Annotated in this window: 10 protein-coding genes; 4 read left to right on the forward strand and 6 right to left on the reverse strand. The window is 68.4% G+C overall.

What is annotated here, in order from left to right; genetic code table 11:
* Position 1 precedes the first annotated feature (1 nt).
* The 6 genes from RX333_RS02585 to katG form a co-directional block, all read right to left on the reverse strand.
* Complete coding sequence (locus RX333_RS02585) at positions 2 to 1,915, reverse strand: hypothetical protein (RefSeq protein WP_316013350.1); 1,914 nt, start codon at positions 1,913 to 1,915, stop codon at positions 2 to 4.
* A 78-nt stretch (positions 1,916 to 1,993) separates the two neighbouring features.
* Positions 1,994 to 3,718: a hypothetical protein gene (locus RX333_RS02590; protein ID WP_316013351.1), complete on the reverse strand. Its 1,725-nt coding sequence runs from the start codon at positions 3,716 to 3,718 to the stop codon at positions 1,994 to 1,996.
* Complete coding sequence (locus RX333_RS02595) at positions 3,715 to 5,529, reverse strand: hypothetical protein (RefSeq protein ID WP_316013352.1); 1,815 nt, start codon at positions 5,527 to 5,529, stop codon at positions 3,715 to 3,717. The genes RX333_RS02590 and RX333_RS02595 overlap by 4 nt, the downstream gene beginning before the upstream one ends.
* Complete coding sequence (locus RX333_RS02600; protein WP_316013353.1) at positions 5,526 to 6,623, reverse strand: hypothetical protein; 1,098 nt, start codon at positions 6,621 to 6,623, stop codon at positions 5,526 to 5,528. Before RX333_RS02600 ends, RX333_RS02595 begins: the two co-directional genes overlap by 4 nt.
* Positions 6,620 to 8,839, reverse strand: a complete 2,220-nt coding sequence (locus RX333_RS02605; RefSeq protein ID WP_316013354.1) for a hypothetical protein — start codon at positions 8,837 to 8,839, stop codon at positions 6,620 to 6,622. The genes RX333_RS02600 and RX333_RS02605 overlap by 4 nt, the downstream gene beginning before the upstream one ends.
* 245 nt (positions 8,840 to 9,084) lie before the next feature.
* Positions 9,085 to 11,286, reverse strand: a complete 2,202-nt coding sequence (katG, locus tag RX333_RS02610; RefSeq protein WP_316013355.1) for a catalase/peroxidase HPI — start codon at positions 11,284 to 11,286, stop codon at positions 9,085 to 9,087.
* A gap of 106 nt (positions 11,287 to 11,392) precedes the next feature.
* Between katG and RX333_RS02615 the strand changes: the two genes are divergently transcribed.
* The 4 genes from RX333_RS02615 (at position 11,393) to mutS (ending at position 16,037) form a co-directional block, all read left to right on the forward strand.
* A complete protein-coding gene (locus tag RX333_RS02615) occupies positions 11,393 to 12,283 on the forward strand; it encodes a hydrogen peroxide-inducible genes activator (RefSeq protein WP_316013356.1) in 891 nt (296 codons plus the stop codon).
* 139 nt (positions 12,284 to 12,422) lie between these two features.
* A complete protein-coding gene (locus RX333_RS02620; protein WP_316013357.1) occupies positions 12,423 to 12,761 on the forward strand; it encodes a DUF2946 family protein in 339 nt (112 codons plus the stop codon).
* A gap of 54 nt (positions 12,762 to 12,815) precedes the next feature.
* On the forward strand, positions 12,816 to 13,325 hold the full coding sequence (locus RX333_RS02625) for a copper chaperone PCu(A)C (RefSeq protein ID WP_316013358.1): 510 nt from the start codon (positions 12,816 to 12,818) through the stop codon (positions 13,323 to 13,325).
* Positions 13,326 to 13,406: 81 nt separating this feature from the next.
* Positions 13,407 to 16,037 (forward strand): DNA mismatch repair protein MutS, encoded by a 2,631-nt coding sequence (gene mutS, locus RX333_RS02630; protein WP_316013359.1) that lies wholly within the window; start codon positions 13,407 to 13,409, stop codon positions 16,035 to 16,037.
* Positions 16,038 to 16,366: the final 329 nt, after the last annotated feature.

Here is a 16,366-nt window from a genome sequence, read left to right on the forward strand (position 1 = left end):
ATCACTCCGTTGCCAGGATGTTGAACCGGGACAGCTGGTCGCCGTCCTCCTCCTCGACGGCGGCCTGGGCGTCGGCCACCTCGGGCGCGTCGGCGTCGTCCTCCTCCAGCGCGGGGAGGAGTTCCTCGGGGATCGCGGCCCAGATGTAGTTGTCGGAGGAGCGCGCGCTCCACTCCGTCGCGAGACGTCCCAAGCGGCGATGGTTGAAGATCAGACGGTAGGCGTAGCCGCCCGCGTCGCGGTCGAGGAAGATCTCCTCCTCGATCAGCGGCTCGCCGCCGCGCACGGACATCTGGATGTTGCGCTCGACTTCCTCGCCCAGCACGGGATGGCGGACCTGCGCGGTGACGCGGGTGATGCCGACCTCGTCCATCTCGTCGAGATCGGCCTCCATCTCGATGCGGCGCGACTCGATCGGAGCGGAGAGGGTCACGCCCTCCCACGAGCCGCGCGCCCAGCCGGCGGCGGGCTCCACCAGTTCGGCGCCGCCCCGGAAATTCCACATCGTGCGGTATTCGTAGCCGTCGCTGCCGCTATCCTCGCCGCGCGCATAGGTGACGTGACCGAGATTGCCGCCCTCGGCTAGCGTCGCCGCGTTGAACAGGATCGAGTCGTGGAAATCGGCGCCCTCGCGCACCCGGCGCACCTCGACCGTCACGGCGTTGACGTGCTGGTCGAACATGTCCTCGATATCGCCGTCGAGCATGAAGACGATGTCGCGGTGCTGGAAGAACGGATCGGCGAGCAGCACCTCCTGCACGGCGAAGGGGTCGTCCACCGCGACGTCGTACCAGTCCTTCATGTTGCCCACGAGCTGCCACGGGTAGCGGACGACGAGGTCCATATCGAGGCTGAGCGTCTGGCGTCCGCGCGCGATGGCGTTGCGGGTCTTGGTCACGTCGTAGGTGTAGCCCGCGCCCTGACGGATATCGGGGACGGCGGGGGCCTCCTCGTCGGTGTCGTCGCCGCTGCGCGCCTCGGGGACGGGGGCGCTGGCCTGGGTGACGGAGGCGATGAAGTACTGGAGGAAGGCGTCGCGGATCGGGCCCGCGACTTCCTCGGGTATGTCGCCCTGCACGAAGTCGAAGTCGATATATTCGCTTTCGGCGAGGAAGCTGAACTGGTCGTGGATCTCCTCGTAGGAATAGGCGTAGGTGTCGCCGCGCTCGTCGTCGCAGCCCCACCACAGGAAGGAACAGCGGCGGGTGGTGGTCGCGTCCTCGGCGATCGTGCGCTCGTATTCGGCGAAGATGGTCTCGCGCTCGTTCTCGATACGGGACCAGTCGATGGTGACGGTGCCGTCCACGCCGGGGACCTGCACGGCGTATTCCATGTTCATCACCGCCGTGACGTCGGCGATGGTCGCGTCCTCCTCGAAGGTGGCGGCGAGGACCTGCGCGCCGTCGGCGTTGAGCCGCGTGGCCGCCGCCGCCTTGCCGCCCGGCATCAGCGAGGCCTGGCCGGAGGTGACGAGCTCCCCGCCCGTCGCTTCGTCGTCCAGCGTGGCGGAGACGATGTAGAAGCTGGGGCCGTCGGCGTTGACGGGATGCATGGTGGCGGCGCCGGCAAGCTCTCCGCCATGTTCGGTCTCGACCCAGGTGGCCAGCTCCTCCTCCTGCTCGGGCGTCAGGCCCCATTCGACGAGGAAGTGCAGAAGCGCGCCCGACAGGCCCGATACGTCGTCGGAGGCGAATTTCATGAACAAGAATTCGGGGCTGCCGCTCTCGGCGGTCGAGACGCCGATCTCTGGCGGGAGGTAGTAGTACTGCACCGTCCCGCGGCCGCGCGCGCCGTAGAGCACGACGTCGGTGCCGTCATCGAGCACGGTGGAAAGGCGGCGGTCGGCCATCAGGGTCTCGGCACTCACCGGGGCGGCGAGGGCGAGGGCCAGGGCGGTTACGGTCGTGCGGAACATGGGTCGGCTCCTTTCGGGTCTGGTCGAGGCTCCGGCTCGGGGGCCGGAGCGGGGGGATCGCTTGAGTTCCGGCTCCGCTCAGGGAGGCGGCGGGAGTTCGTCGACGAAGAGGAAGCCGAGGTCGTCGGTGCCGGATGCGGTAATCGGCGGCGCGCCGCGCATCATCCAGGTGATGCGCCAGTCATAGGACCAGACGCCCTCGGGCAGGGTCAGGCTAATGGGTGTGACGTCGAGCACGGGGTGATCGGGATCGGGGCGCAGGATGCGGCGCGCCTCCTGCCGGTCGCCGAAGAAATCGGCGCCGACCTCGACGATCACGGCGCGCACGCCCGCCTCGGCCAGCGTCGCGGCGTCGCCCTCGATGGCGACCTCGTGCCGGTGGAAAGGCGCGGTGAGCGAGATCATCGCCGCATCCGTCGCGCGCCCGTCGGTCCGGTAGCGCCCGCCACCCTGGAAGCTCCAGTCCGTCGCGACCTCGTAGGTCAGCCAGCTGGCGGCGCCCTCGCGCTCGGCGTTGGAGTAGAGGAGCGGGCCGTGAACGGCGAGCGGGTCCTCGGCATCCTCGGGCCGGATCACGATCTGCTCGATCGTCTCGCGCCCGCCGGGGTGATCCTTGCGCATCGTCACGGCGACGGAGTTGACGAAGCCGCCAAGCTCGGCTTCCAGCCCGCCATCGAGCGCGACGAAGATCCGGCGCAGTTGGGTGGCGGGATCGACGGCAGCCACGGTGCGCACCGCGCCGCCATCCAGCGCCGCGACCTGTCCGAGATTGACGGTCATCAGTGCGCGGCGCGGCAGTGTCGCGCGCTTGTTGAAGCTGAGCCGCGTGATGCCTTCGGAGCGCAGGTCCTTCAGGCGGTAGCTCGCGTTGAGGCCGAAGCCGGTGGTGTTGGACGAGCCTGCCAGCCCGTCGCCGCCGATCAGCGCGCCGATGGCGTCCAGCAGGCCGCCGCGCTCATCCTCGGGCACCTGCTCGACCTCGATCGGGGCGAACATCATGTCGAGCGCGCGGTCGTGGACCTGCGCGACCAGCGCCTCCATGTCCGCGTCGTCGCCGTTGACCTCCAGCGTGATGCCGCCGGTCTGCATCGCCTCCTCGATGGCCAGCTCGACATCCGCGCCGATGAAGTAGACCGAGCCACCGGCGCCCGCGGTCATCGCTTCCTTCGTCTTCTCCCAGTCCACGACCATCGTGGCGTCATAGGCCTGGCTGAGGCCGGAAAAGGCCATGTCGAACACGACCGAGAAATCGGGGGTCGGAGTCCGGAGCGTGCCGATCAGCAGCGTCGCCTCCTCGGCGCTGAGGCGCGCGGTGATCGCGGTGCGGTCGCCCTCCATCAGCGGGGCGGGCCGGTTGGCGAGCAGGCGCGCATCCTCGGCCACGGAGGTCACGACGGAGTAGTTGCCCGCGTCGAAGAGCACCGGTCCCGCAATGAAGGCGGTCTCGTCCTCCAGGAGCGCGCGCAGGCTGTCCTCGGCCTCCTCCACCTGCTCTGGATCGGTGGCGTATTCGACGACCATGTGCAGCAGCCCGCCGCCCGTCGCCTGGGTGATCGAGGAGGGGTCGGCGGAGTCCGGGCCCTCGGCCTCCTCTTCGCCGACATAGAAGGTCAGACCGAAGAGCGGTGCACCGTCCCCGTCCGTCGCCACCCGCGCGGTGGCGGGCACGTAGCGCCAGCGGGACGGTTCGGAGAGCGAGGGGAACAGCCACAGTCCGGCGACCTGTCGGCCTTGGTCGAGGAGCAGGTCGTCGGCGCGTGCGGGAAGGGTCATGGCGATCAGGACGAGTATGAGGCGGATCATTGCAGCCGCTCCGCGAGCCAGTCCGCCTCGGGCGGAAGGACGAAGAGATAGCGGCCGTCGAGCAACTCGAAATCGGAGGTCACGCGCCCCTGGCGGGTGTACCAGATGGCGCGCCAGGCGATGTCCTCGCCCGGATCGCGCCAGAACACGGCCGGTTCCGGGATGCCGGGGGCGGTGGCGCGCACGAGGCGATCCTCGACGAACTGCACGTCGCCTTGCAGTGTGGTGGCGATCTGCACCTCCGCCGCGACGATGCCTGCCTCCTCCCACCCGAAGGTGTCGACGTCGAGCGTGACCTCCACCCGGTCCAGCGGCGGGTTGAGCGGGATCAGGGCGTCGGTGCTCGACAGCCAGTCGTCCTCCCGCTCGGGCACGCGGATCGGGGTGTCGCCGCCGCGCAGGCTCCAGACCGTCTGGTATTCGAAGCGGGTCCAGTCGGTGCCCTCGACGCCTTGGCGGAACAGCTCCAGCACCTCCAGCCCGTTCTCGGACTCGAGACTTTCGGGGGTGAAGTGCAGCACCTCGGTCCGACCCGCGCCGGGGGTGCCTTCGGGCAGGCGGATGTTGACGGCGACGGAGTTGAAGCTGCCCTCGAACCCCTCGGCGATGGCGCCGTCGACCTGGAACACCACGTCGCGCACCTCGCGCGAGGCGACCTCCGAAGGCACAACGACGCGGAAGTGGCGGGCGCGGTCCTCGTCGCTGAGCGTATCGTAGAAGCCGCCGAAATTGCCGGTGCTGTCGAAGGGAAGGCGCAGCGTGGTGCTGCGCGACAGGTCGAGCCGGAAGGTGTTGGAGCGGATATCCTCCCGATCCTTCATCACGTACTGGTCGTCGGTGTAGTAGGGCCGGTCGTTGTCATCGAGGAAGACCTTGGCGAGCCAGCCCCGCTCCAGCCGGTCGGCGATCTGGCCCTCGGTCACGGCGACCTCGGCCTCGGGGGTGCGCGACCAGCCCGTCGTGGCATCGAACATGGTCTCGATCAGGCGGTCGGTGACGAGGTCCACGATCTTCTCGAAGTCGCCCGCGTCGATGCCGAGCCCTTCGGACCGATCGAAGACCTCCACGGAAATCGCGCCGTCCTGGATCAACTCGTCGGTGATGTCGCGGACCTGGCGGCGGGTGTAGCCTTCCTGAAAACTGTCGACGACCGAGTTGTGGGCGTAGATCGTGTCCATCTGCGCCTCGACCACGGCGTTGTAGCCCTGCACCCGCGCCTCGTAATAGCCGCGCACCGCGACCGAGAGGTCGGAGGTGGTGCCGGTGAGGCTGTCCATCAGCAGAACCGCCTCCTCGGGCGTGAGGCGGGCGGCGATGGCGGCGCGCGCGCCGGGGCGCAGGGGCGCGGGGCCGGAAGTGAGGACGCGGCCGTTGACCTCGTCCGCGCCCGCATCGAGCGTGGCGGAGATCACGCGGAACGACCCCAGCGCCTCCGCCTCGGTCGGGGAGGGTTCGAGCAGCGGCAGCGCCCCGGCGAGACGACCGCCGGGGGCGGCGTCCTCCAGCAGGGCCGCGACCTCGGCCTCCAGCTCTTCGGGCAGGGAGAATTCGACCATCGCGTGCAAGATGCCGCCGAGGCCCTGATCCGATTCCTCGTCGGCCCGGACGACCTGCATCAGAAGCAGCTCGAATTCGCCCGCCTCGTTGGTGGCGAGGCGCGGGAATTGCGGGAGGTAGTACCAAGCGAAGGGATCGCTTGCGTCGCGCATCAACTGCACCCCGGCCAGCGTCAGGGTGCCCGCGTCGTAGTCGACGACCTGCGCCTGCATCGGCGCGGTCGTCAGCAGAAGGGCGGTCAGCAGGCGTTTCATGGCTCGGTCCTCCGGGCGGGGGCGTTGGTGACGTCGACGACCGCGCGCCAGTAATCGGGCGTGGTCCAGGGGCCCTCGATCAGCTCGCCCGTCTCGGCGAGGTCCACGACGCGCCAGCGATAGGGCTGCGTCAGGTCGACGGCGTAGGTGAACTGGATCGGCAGGGCGGAGGCGTCGGGACGGTCGGCGGCGAACAGCACCTCCGCCCGCGTGGGCAGGCCGGTCAGACCGGTCGCCTCGACCTCCACCAGCCGCTCGACGATGCCGTCGGCCCCGCCGTCGGCGAAGGCGAAGTTGTACGCGGTCAGCACCGGGTAGTCGGGCGGCGCGCCTGCATCGAGGTCGTGGCGGGTGACGCGCAGGGCCTGCTGGTCGGGGGTCAGGGATATCGCCTGCGCCCCGGCAGCGAGGGTTTCGTAGCCCGCGGTCTCGGGCCAGTTGCCGGCGGCGGCGGTGACGGCCTCGGCCAATTGCGCCGGATCGAGCGGGCCGGTGCCGGTGGTGGTCAGGGTGATCTCGGCATCGGGAAGCGGGGCCGCAGGGCCGGTCAGCGACCAGACCAGCGACAGGGCGGGGCCGGTTCCGGTCAGCAGCGCCTCCAGCAATTCGGCCTGATCGGGTGCGAAGGAGAGGACCACGTCCCGTTCGGACCAGAGGGCGGGGGCTTCGTCATGGACCGACATGGCAGGGATCGGGTCAAGACCGTGCAGCAGCGCCGCCTCCACCGCCGTGGGTCGCAGGGGCACCACTCGCACCGTGCGGCGCGGATCGCGGGTCGAAAGCGCGGCGGCGGCGGCGGCGAGCGCGGCGGGGTCGGGCGGCATCAGGACGAGGCCCGCTCGCAGAGTCGAGAAGATCTCGGCGCGGCCCTGATCGCCGGTGACGGCAGTTCCCGTGTAGCGGGCAATGGTGAATGTGACCTCCGGCCCGCCATCGGCGGCCTCGCGCAGGGCGACGGCGGGCACGGCGTGCCACAGGTCGGGATCGGCATCGTCGCCCATGACCACCAGCCCGGCGGCGACCGTGCGGCGTGCAGGGTCGGGTTCGGCAAGCGCGGGAAGCGCGATCAGGGACAGGAGGAGCGCGCGGATCATTCCTCCACCTCCGCCAGAGATTGTTCGAGCTGGAAGGCACCGGGCCGCAGACGCGTCCGGTCGAAGGGCAGCCAGACGGTGCCCTCGCGCATCTCGCCGGTCTGCATCAGCGCGCTCAGACGGTATTCGATCAGCGGGTCGCCCTCCGCCTCCGCCGTGCCGGGGGCGGGCGGGAAGACGGGGCCGACGAATTGCGATCCCTCGCCCGCCACGAGGTAGAGCGGCGGCAGGGTTCGGAGCGTCCGATCGGTGGGGTCGAGAAAGCGGGAGCGGACCTCCAGTTCCACCTCCACCGTCTCGGCATCGAAGAGGCTGTCGAGCGGCGCGATCTCGATGGTTTCGGTATCGGGCCAGACTCCGCCGGCCAGAACCTCCTCCACGATCCCGGCGAGGCAGTTGGTACAGGCGGGGTCGAGCGTGTAGTCGAGCCAGATCCGGTCGGCGATCGTGTCGATCTGCTCGGGGAATTCGGCGAGGTCGAGGATGGCTTCGCCGCCCGGAGCGACGCCGGTGCCGTCGAGCCGCCAGGAATAGACCCGCGGGCCGCCCTCGTCGGCCAGCACCAGCGCGTTGAGCCAGGTGAGTTTGACCGGCAGGGGCGAGACGTTCTCTACCGCGCCGTCGCGGGTGAAGCGCACGGCGTCGAAAAGCTCGGGGTTCGACAGGCGCACCTCGGCGGGGACGTCGAGCCGTTGCGCGGGCCCGGTGGAGGGCAGCGCGAAGCGGGCCGCGCCGGTGATGCCCGTGACCTCGGAGGCGAGGTCGCGGCGGATCCGCTCGGCCCGCACGGGATCGGTTCGCCACGTGACCTGCAAGCCTTCGAGCAGATCGGTGAAGGCGGTGACGGCGATGTCCTCCTCCGCCACGGTGCCTGCAAGGGACGCGCCGAACGCGAATTCGGGCACGCTGGCGAGCGGCAGGGGACGCAGTTCGGCGAAGTGCAGTGGCGGGTGCGCCTCGGCATAGGCTTGCAGCAGTGCCTGCGTCACCGCGATGGAATTGCCGTCGAGCGGAGCCTGCAGCGTCATCGCGACGCGCACGGATTGCGCATCCGCCCCGCCCTCGACCGCGTCGTAGTCGATGCGCAGCGCGAGGCCCCGGCTGCCACCCAGATCGCGATCATAGGCGAGGCGGTAGCGGGAGGGGACGTAGTAGAACACGCCGCTGGCCGCGTTGGTGTCGGGCAGGATCGCGGGCTCGATGCCCAGCACCTCGGCCAGATCCACCTGCGCCTCGGGCTCGGTGGCGACGAAGGAGAAGATGGCGGGGCCGGAAGGGGCGACCTGATGGCTGGGGTCTGTCGAGGTCGGGCGCGTCTCCTCCGGCTCGGGTGCCACGTAGGTGAAGGCCTGCGGGTCGATGAACTTCAGGTCGGCGACGGGCACGTCGGCCAGCACGATCTCGTTCTGGCGGCGCATCGCCTCGATCCGGGTGGCGGCGGTGCCGAGGTCGATGGATCGCATTTCCACGACCGGCTCGACCGCCTCGATCCGCTCGAAGCGCTGGGGCAGTTCGATTCGGCGCATGGCGTCCACTTGGCTATCGACGAGGAAGGGGCCGAATTGCGGGCGGATCTGCGGGTTGGCGACGCGCAGACGCTCCACGACCTCGGGGGAGAGATTGATGGCGGGGTCGAGCGTGACCGCGCTGTCGGGCGGAACGGTAACGGTGCGCGCGGGCAGGCGTTGCTGCCGGGCCAGGCGGCGCAGCAGGGCGACGGCCTCGCCCACCGGCTCGGCCCGGATGACAGGCGGGGCGCTGACCCAGTTGCGTTGGTGCGGAAAGTAGAGGCGCATCATGTCGCGCCCGCCCCCACGGAACGAGGCAATGAGGCGGATATAGGCGGTCTCAGCCGCGATCGCGGGCGGGGCGGGCGGTGCCTCAAGCGTCAGTTGCAAAAGCTGGTCGGTGTCGCGCAGGACGATACGCTCACTCGGCAGGCCGGGGATGGCCGCGCCGTCCGCATCGGTGAATTCCACGGTGACGATGTGGCCGCGCAGCCCGCCTGCCTTGATATAGAGGAAGATGCCGTGGGGCGTCTCGCCGCCGTAGGCGACGGTCAGATAGGTATTCGGCGCATCCAGCGGCTGAAGTTCCGCGTCCAGCAGGATGGCGTCGGGCAGGTCGCGGGTCGGGGCGAGATCGGTCAGGTCCTGCGCGGCAACGCCCACAGGCAGGACCACAAGGAGAAGGATCAGGCAAAGGCGTTGGACCAATCGGCCGTGGCCGTCGAGTGGGGCGCGCATCGCGATACTCCGGCATCTGACATTTTGCCGATACGGAGCTTGCCGGACCGGCTTCATGCAACCTTGGGTAGATTACCACACAACCTGTGTATGTGCGAAATCCCACGGTTGGCCGGGGTGGAAACATCGTTTTGCGTGTCGATGCGCACGGATACGCCACGAAAAACGCCGCCCGGATCGGTCCGGACGGCGTCGGTTTCAGCTTGGAGCGCGGATCAGCGCAGATCGAAGCGGTCGGCCTCCATCACCTGGACCCAGGCGCTGACGAAGTGGTCGACGAACCGCTCCTGCGCGTCGTGGGCGCCGTAGACCTCGGCCAGTGCGCGCAGCTGCGAGTTGGAGCCGAAGACCAGATCGACGCGGCTGGCGTTCCACTTGGGCGCGCCGGTCTTGCGGTCGCGGCCCTCGAACTCCTGCTCGTCCTCGTCGATCTCGACCCAGGTGGTGTCCATCGACATCAGGTTGACGAAGAAGTCGTTGGTCAGCTGACCGGGCCGGTCGGTGAAGACGCCGTGCTGCGACCCCTGGAAGTTCGCGCCCAGCACGCGCAGACCGCCGACCAGCACCGTCATCTGCGGGGCAGAGAGGCCCAGAAGCTGCGCGCGGTCGACCAGCAGTTCCTCGGCGGAGACCTTGTAGGTCTTCTTGAGGTAATTGCGGAAGCCGTCGGCCACCGGCTCCAGCACGTTGACGGAGTCGATATCCGTCTGCTCCTGCGTGGCGTCGCCGCGACCAGGGGTGAAGGGCACGGTCACGTCGTGACCGGCATCCGCCGCGGCCTTCTCGACCGCAGCACCACCCGCGAGGACGATAAGATCGGCCATCGAGATCTTCCTGGACCCCTTGGCATCGAACTCGGCCTTGATGCCTTCGAGGGTTTCGAGAACCTTCGCCAGCTGCGCGGGCTCGTTGACCTCCCAGTCCTTCATCGGCGCGAGACGGATGCGCGCGCCGTTGGCACCGCCGCGATTGTCCGAGCCACGGAAGGTGGAGGCGGAGGCCCAGGCGGTCGAGACCAGCTCGGCCACGGTCAGACCCGAAGACAGGACCGCCTTCTTCAGCTCGGCCAGGTCCGCGCCGTCGATCAGCTCGTGATCGGGCGTGGGGATGGGATCCTGCCAGATCAGCTCCTCGGAGGGCGCGAGCTTGCCGCGATAGCAGGCGACCGGGCCCATGTCGCGGTGGGTCAGCTTGAACCATGCGCGGGCGAAGGCGTCGGCAAACTGGTCGGGGTTCTTGTGGAACCGCTCCGAAATCTCGCGATAGATCGGATCGACCTTCATCGCCATGTCGGCGGTGGTCATCATGATTGGCACGCGACCGTTTCCGTCCACCTGAGGCGCGGTCATGTCGTCGGGCTGGCCCACGACCTGCCACTGGTGGGCACCGGCAGGGCTCTTCGTCAGCTCCCACTCATTGCCGAGCAGGGCGTCGAAATAGCTCATGTCCCACTTGGTCGGGGTGACGGTCCACGGACCCTCGATGCCCGAGGTGATGGCATGGACGCCGTGGCCGCTTTCGAAGGTCGACAGCCAGCCGAAGCCCTGATCCTGGATGCGGCCGCCCTCGGGCTCCGCCCCGACATGGGCGGCATCGCCCGCTCCGTGCGCCTTGCCGAAGGTATGCCCCCCGGCGGTGAGCGCCACGGTTTCCTCGTCGTTCATCGCCATGCGCGCGAAGGTGTCGCGGATGTCGCGAGCCGAGGCTGCCGGGTCGGGGTTGCCGTCCGGACCTTCGGGGTTCACGTAGATCAGACCCATCTGCACGGCGGCGAGCGGGTTTTCCAATTCGCGGTCGCCGGAATAGCGGCTGTTCTCGCCGCCGCTTTCCTCCAGCCACACATCCTCGGAGCCCCAGTAGATGTCGGCCTCCGGCTCGAAGATGTCCTCGCGCCCGCCGGCGAAACCGAAGGTCTTGAAGCCCATCGATTCAAGCGCGACGTTGCCGGTCAGGACCAGCAGATCCGCCCAGCTGAGCGCATTGCCGTATTTCTGCTTGATCGGCCACAGCAGACGACGGGCCTTGTCGAGGTTGCCGTTGTCGGGCCAGGAATTCAGCGGCGCGAACCGCTGCGTGCCCGAGCGGGAGCCGCCGCGCCCGTCGGCGGTGCGGTAGGTCCCGGCGGAGTGCCAGGCCATGCGGATGAAGAACGGGCCGTAATGGCCGTAATCGGCCGGCCACCAGTCCTGCGAATCGGTCATCAGCGCGTGCAGGTCAGCGATCACCGCGTCGAGGTCGAGCTCCTCGAACGCCTTGCCGTAGTCGAAATCGGCCTCGAGCGGCGAGGATTTCGGCGCGTTCTGGTGCAGGATGCCGATATTGAGCTGGTTGGGCCACCAGTCGCGGTTCGAGCGCAGGCGGTTGGTCGCGTGGATCACCGGGCACTTGCCCGACATGCTGGATTGGTTGCCGTCCATGGGTCTCTCCGAATAATGCGGTTGGATGTGACGTATGGGGGGAGCCTATCAGTCTCAACCCATCAGGATAAGTTGCATTTTCCGATTGAATTCATAATCTGAGCCTATGAACGCGCTCACTCTCCGTCAGCTTCGCTACTTCCATTCGCTCGCCCGGCATGGGCATTTCGGTCATGCGGCGGAGGCCTGCGGTGTGTCGCAACCGGCGCTGTCGGTGCAAATCCGCGAGTTGGAGCAGAGCCTCGGGGCCGAGCTGGTCGAGCGGACGGCGCGGCGGGTGCGGCTGACCCCGGTGGGGGAGCAGGTGCTGAGCCGTGTCCAGGGCATCCTGACCTCGGTCGACGAGCTGTCCGATCTGGCCCGCGCGGGTGGTGAGGATCTGCCCACCCGGCTGAGGCTGGGGATCATCCCGACGATCGCGCCCTATCTGCTGCCCGCGATCTGCGCGCGGCTGGCGCAGGCGGCCCCGACGCTCGACCTGCATCTGCGAGAGACGCTGACGCCGAAACTGCTGGCAGAACTGGAGAATGGCAGGCTCGACGCCGCGATCGTCGCGCTGCCGCTGGGCGAGGCCGCGTTCGAGGAGGTCGAGCTGTTCGAGGAGTCCTTCGTTCTGGTCCGCCCGCTGGCCGACGCCGCGCGCCCGGTGCCGGATGCAGAAGGGCTGCGCAAGATGCGGCTGCTGCTGCTGGAGGAGGGGCACTGCTTTCGCGACCAGGCACTCGCCTTCTGCACGCCGCCCGCCGCGATCCCGCGCGAGGGGCTGGACGGCTCGTCCCTGACGACGCTGGTGCAGATGGTGGGCGCCGGACTGGGCGTGACGCTGGTGCCCGAAATGGCGATCGGGGTGGAGACGCGGGCCGTGCCGGTGGACGTGGCGCGGTTCCCGGAGCCTGCCCCCTCCCGCCGCGTGGGCATGATCTGGCGACGGTCGAGCCCGCTGGCGCGGCAACTGGGCGAGGTCGCGCGGATCGTGAAGGGCGCGGCGGAGGGGTGAGGTTGTGTTTTGCGGATTCCGTCATAGCGCGGGATCAAAGCCGCAGGCCGCCGCGCATCGCCGGGCCGCCCCACGGCCCGACGATGCGCGGCTTTCGCAACTGCTTCAATCTAGTGAGAGACTGAGGTAAAGCGGGAGAATGAACCCGCGCACCCTCATCGCGATGCTTGCCCTGCTGCTGACCGTGTTCACCACGACGGTCAGCGCCTTCGGCTTGCAGGATCGCGCCGATCAGGATGCAGTCGTGGCCGAGCTTGCGGCACTCGGGCTGACGCATGACGACATCTGCGGCGGGGACGACACGGCGCTCGCGCATTGTCCGTTGTGCCAGATGCTCGCCGAGCCGGTGGTGGCTGCACCGGGCGATGCCGTGCGGGCCGCGGTCTACGCGGTCAGCGTCACACCGGATGCTGCCTTTATCCTGTCCGCTCTCGATGCGCGGATGCGGCCGCCGGGCCGCGCACCTCCGCTGGTGTGATGTGAACGCGCGCGCTGCGCGATCCCTTCCATCAGTTCCAAGCAGGAGTGCATCATGCGCCTTCTTTCCGCCGCTCTGGCGGCCTCTCTTCTCGCGAGCGCGATGCTCGCCCACGACTACACGTCCGGCAACATTACCATTGGTCATCCGTTCAGTTACGAGACCATCTCGACCGCGCGGACGGCGGGGGGCTTTCTGTCCATCACCAATGCGGGCGACACGCCCGACCGTCTGATCGCCGTCGAGGCCCCGGTCGAGCGGGTCGAACTGCACCGGACCGAGCAGGACGCGAATGGTGTCAATCGCATGGTCGAGCAGGAGGGCGGAGTCGTCATCCCGGCGGGCGAAACGGTGACCTTCGAACATGGCAGCTGGCACGTCATGTTCTTCGGCCTGCCCGAGGGTGGGTTCGGCGACGGGGATAGGATCGAGGCCGTGCTGGTCTTCGAGCAGGCGGGCGAGATCCCCGTCATCTTCAACGTCGAGGCACGGGGCGGCGGGCATGACCGCCACGGCGATCACGACGAGCACGAGGCCGGCATGGATCGCGACCACGATCATTGAGCCTAGCCGCGCGGGGGTGGTTCCCCTCGGCTGCGCGGGGCGGTATTCCGGGCGGGTCACGTCCCGCCCAGGAGCCGCCCCATGTCCACCGCCGCCACGCCGATGATGGCGCAGTATCTGGAGATCAAGGCGCAGTATCCCGATGCGCTGCTGTTCTACCGGATGGGCGACTTCTACGAGATGTTCTTCGACGACGCGGTGGCGGCGGCCGCCGCGCTCGACATCGCGCTGACCAAGCGGGGCAAGCACGATGGCGGGGAGATCCCGATGTGTGGCGTGCCACATCATGCGGCGGAGGGCTACCTGCTGACGCTGATCCGCAAGGGCTTCCGCGTCGCGGTCTGCGAGCAGATGGAGAGCCCGGCGGAGGCGAAGAAGCGGGGTTACAAGGCTGTGGTCAAGCGCGAGGTCGTGCGGCTGGTCACCCCCGGGACGCTGACCGAGGACACGCTGCTCGACGCGCGTCGGCACAACTACCTCGCCGCCTATGCCGAGGTGCGCGACGAGGGCGGGTTCGCGTGGCTGGACTTGTCCACGGGCGAGTTGCACGTCACTCCCTGCCCCGCCGTCATGCTCGGTCCGATGCTGGCGCGCACCGGTCCGCGCGAGGTGCTGGTGGCGGAAGGCAGCACGGCCCAGGCGCTGGAGGAGGCCGACACGACTGTCACGCCGCTGGGCGCGGCCAGTTTCGATAGCGAGGCGGCGCGGGGGCGGTTGCATCGGCTCTACGGCGTCAAGGCGCTCGACGCGTTCGGACAGTTCGGGCGGGCGGAGCTGTCGGCGCTCGGCGCGCTGATCGACTATGTCGAGATCACGCAGAAGGGCCGCCTGCCATTGATCCGCCCCCCGGTGCAGGAACGTCAGGGCGGGGCCATGCAGATCGACGCCGCGACCCGGCGGAACCTGGAGCTGACGCACGCGCTGTCGGGCGGGCGTGAGGGCGCTCTGCTGTCCACCATCGACCGGACGGTGACCGGCGCGGGTGCGCGACTGCTGGAGGTGCGGCTCTGCGCGCCCTCGACCGATCTGGCGCGGATCAACGGGCGGCTGGATGCGGTGACGAGCTTCGTCGAGGACCGCACGCTGGCCGCCGATCTGCGAAGCGCACTGCGGCAGGTGCCGGACATGGACCGGGCGCTGACGCGGCTGGCGCTCGACCGCGGTGGGCCGCGCGACCTCGCCGCGATCCGCGACGGTCTGGCTGCGGGTGCACAGGTGGCGGAGCTGATGGACGGGGAGTTGCCCGAGGACCTGGCGGCGGCACATGAGGTGCTGGCGCGGATGCCCGAGTGCCTGGCGTTGCTGGAACAGGGGCTGATCGCGGAGCCGCCGCTCCTGAAACGCGACGGCGGCTTCGTGGCCGAAGGGGTGGACGTGGGCCTCGACGAGGCGCGCACGCTGCGCGACGAGGGGCGCGGGGTCATCGCCGGGATGCAGTCGGACTATGCCGAGGAGACGGGGATCGCCGCGCTGAAGATCAAGCACAACAACGTGCTGGGCTATTTCATCGAGACGACCGCGACCCATGCCGACCGGATGATGAGCGCGCCGCTGTCCGATCGCTTCATCCACCGGCAGACGACGGCGAATGCCGTGCGCTTCACCACCGTCGAGCTATCGGAGATGGAGACGCGGATCCTCAACGCGGGCGCCCGCGCGCTGGAACTGGAGCTGGCGCAGTTCGAGCGGTTGCGCGAGGCGGTGGTCGCGGATGGCGCCGCAATCAACGCGGCAGCCCGCGCGCTGGCGGAACTGGACGTCGCGGCGGGGCTGGCGCATCTGGCGGTGGAGGCGGACTGGACGCGGCCCCGGCTCGACGGCTCGCGCCGGTTCGATATCGCGGGCGGGCGGCACCCGGTGGTGGAGCAGGCGCTGCGGCGAACGGACAGCGCACAGTTCATCCCGAACGATTGCGACCTGTCGGCGGAGGACGAGGCCGCCCGGATCGTGCTGCTGACCGGGCCAAACATGGCCGGTAAATCGACCTGGCTGCGACAGAACGCGCTGATCGCGCTGCTGGCACAGATCGGCGCCTATGTCCCCGCCGAGCGGGCGGAGATCGGGCTGGTCGATCAGCTGTTCAGCCGGGTGGGGGCATCGGACGATCTGGCACGGGGACGCTCGACCTTCATGGTCGAGATGGTGGAGACGGCGGCGATCCTCAACCGCGCCGGGCCGCGCGCCATGGTGATCCTCGACGAAATCGGGCGGGGCACGGCGACCTATGACGGGCTGTCGATCGCGTGGGCGGTGATGGAGCATCTGCACGACGTCAACCGCTGCCGCGCGCTCTTCGCCACGCATTATCACGAGATGACGGCGCTGGCGGGCAAGCTCGACGGGGTGTCCAACGCGACCGTGGCTGTGCGGGAATGGGAGGGCGACGTTATCTTCCTGCACGAGGTTCGCGCTGGCGCGGCGGATCGCTCCTACGGGGTTCAGGTCGGGCGTCTGGCCGGGCTGCCGCCCGCGGTGGTCGAGCGGGCGCGGGCGGTTCTGGAGATCCTGGAGGAAGGGGAGCGTGAGGCAGGGGGGAAGGCTCAGACTCTTATAGATGACTTGCCCCTGTTTGCGGTTCCGGCTCCGACTCCGAAGGTCGAGACGAAGGCGTCCGAGGTCGAGGCGCGCCTGGCCGAGGTCATGCCGGACGGGCTAACCGCCAAGGAAGCGCTTGATCTTATATATGAGTTGAAGGAGTTGATCTCATATTGAGTAAATTGGAAATTTCATGGTCAATGCAGGAATGCTCGGCGTAGACAAAATTGATAGATTGATTTCTCGTATAGACGATATGGCCGAAGTTGGACACTTGCCGGACCAAGTCTGCTCTCATTTAAGCATGTCGAGTGGTCGCATTCATCTATCTGCACACACCGCAATCCATATTCTTCAAAAACATCCCGACATGCAGCGGCATGAGCTAAATATGCTTCCGGATGCTATCTTGAACTCCGAGTGGTTCGAAGACGAGAAACCCAACTGTGCAGTTGGTATCTACATATTTGATTCCAAAGTATACAAACTCGTAGTCAAAACATCCG

This window comes from Roseobacter sp. HKCCA0434 (assembly GCF_032464675.1).
GTDB lineage: Bacteria > Pseudomonadota > Alphaproteobacteria > Rhodobacterales > Rhodobacteraceae > Pontivivens.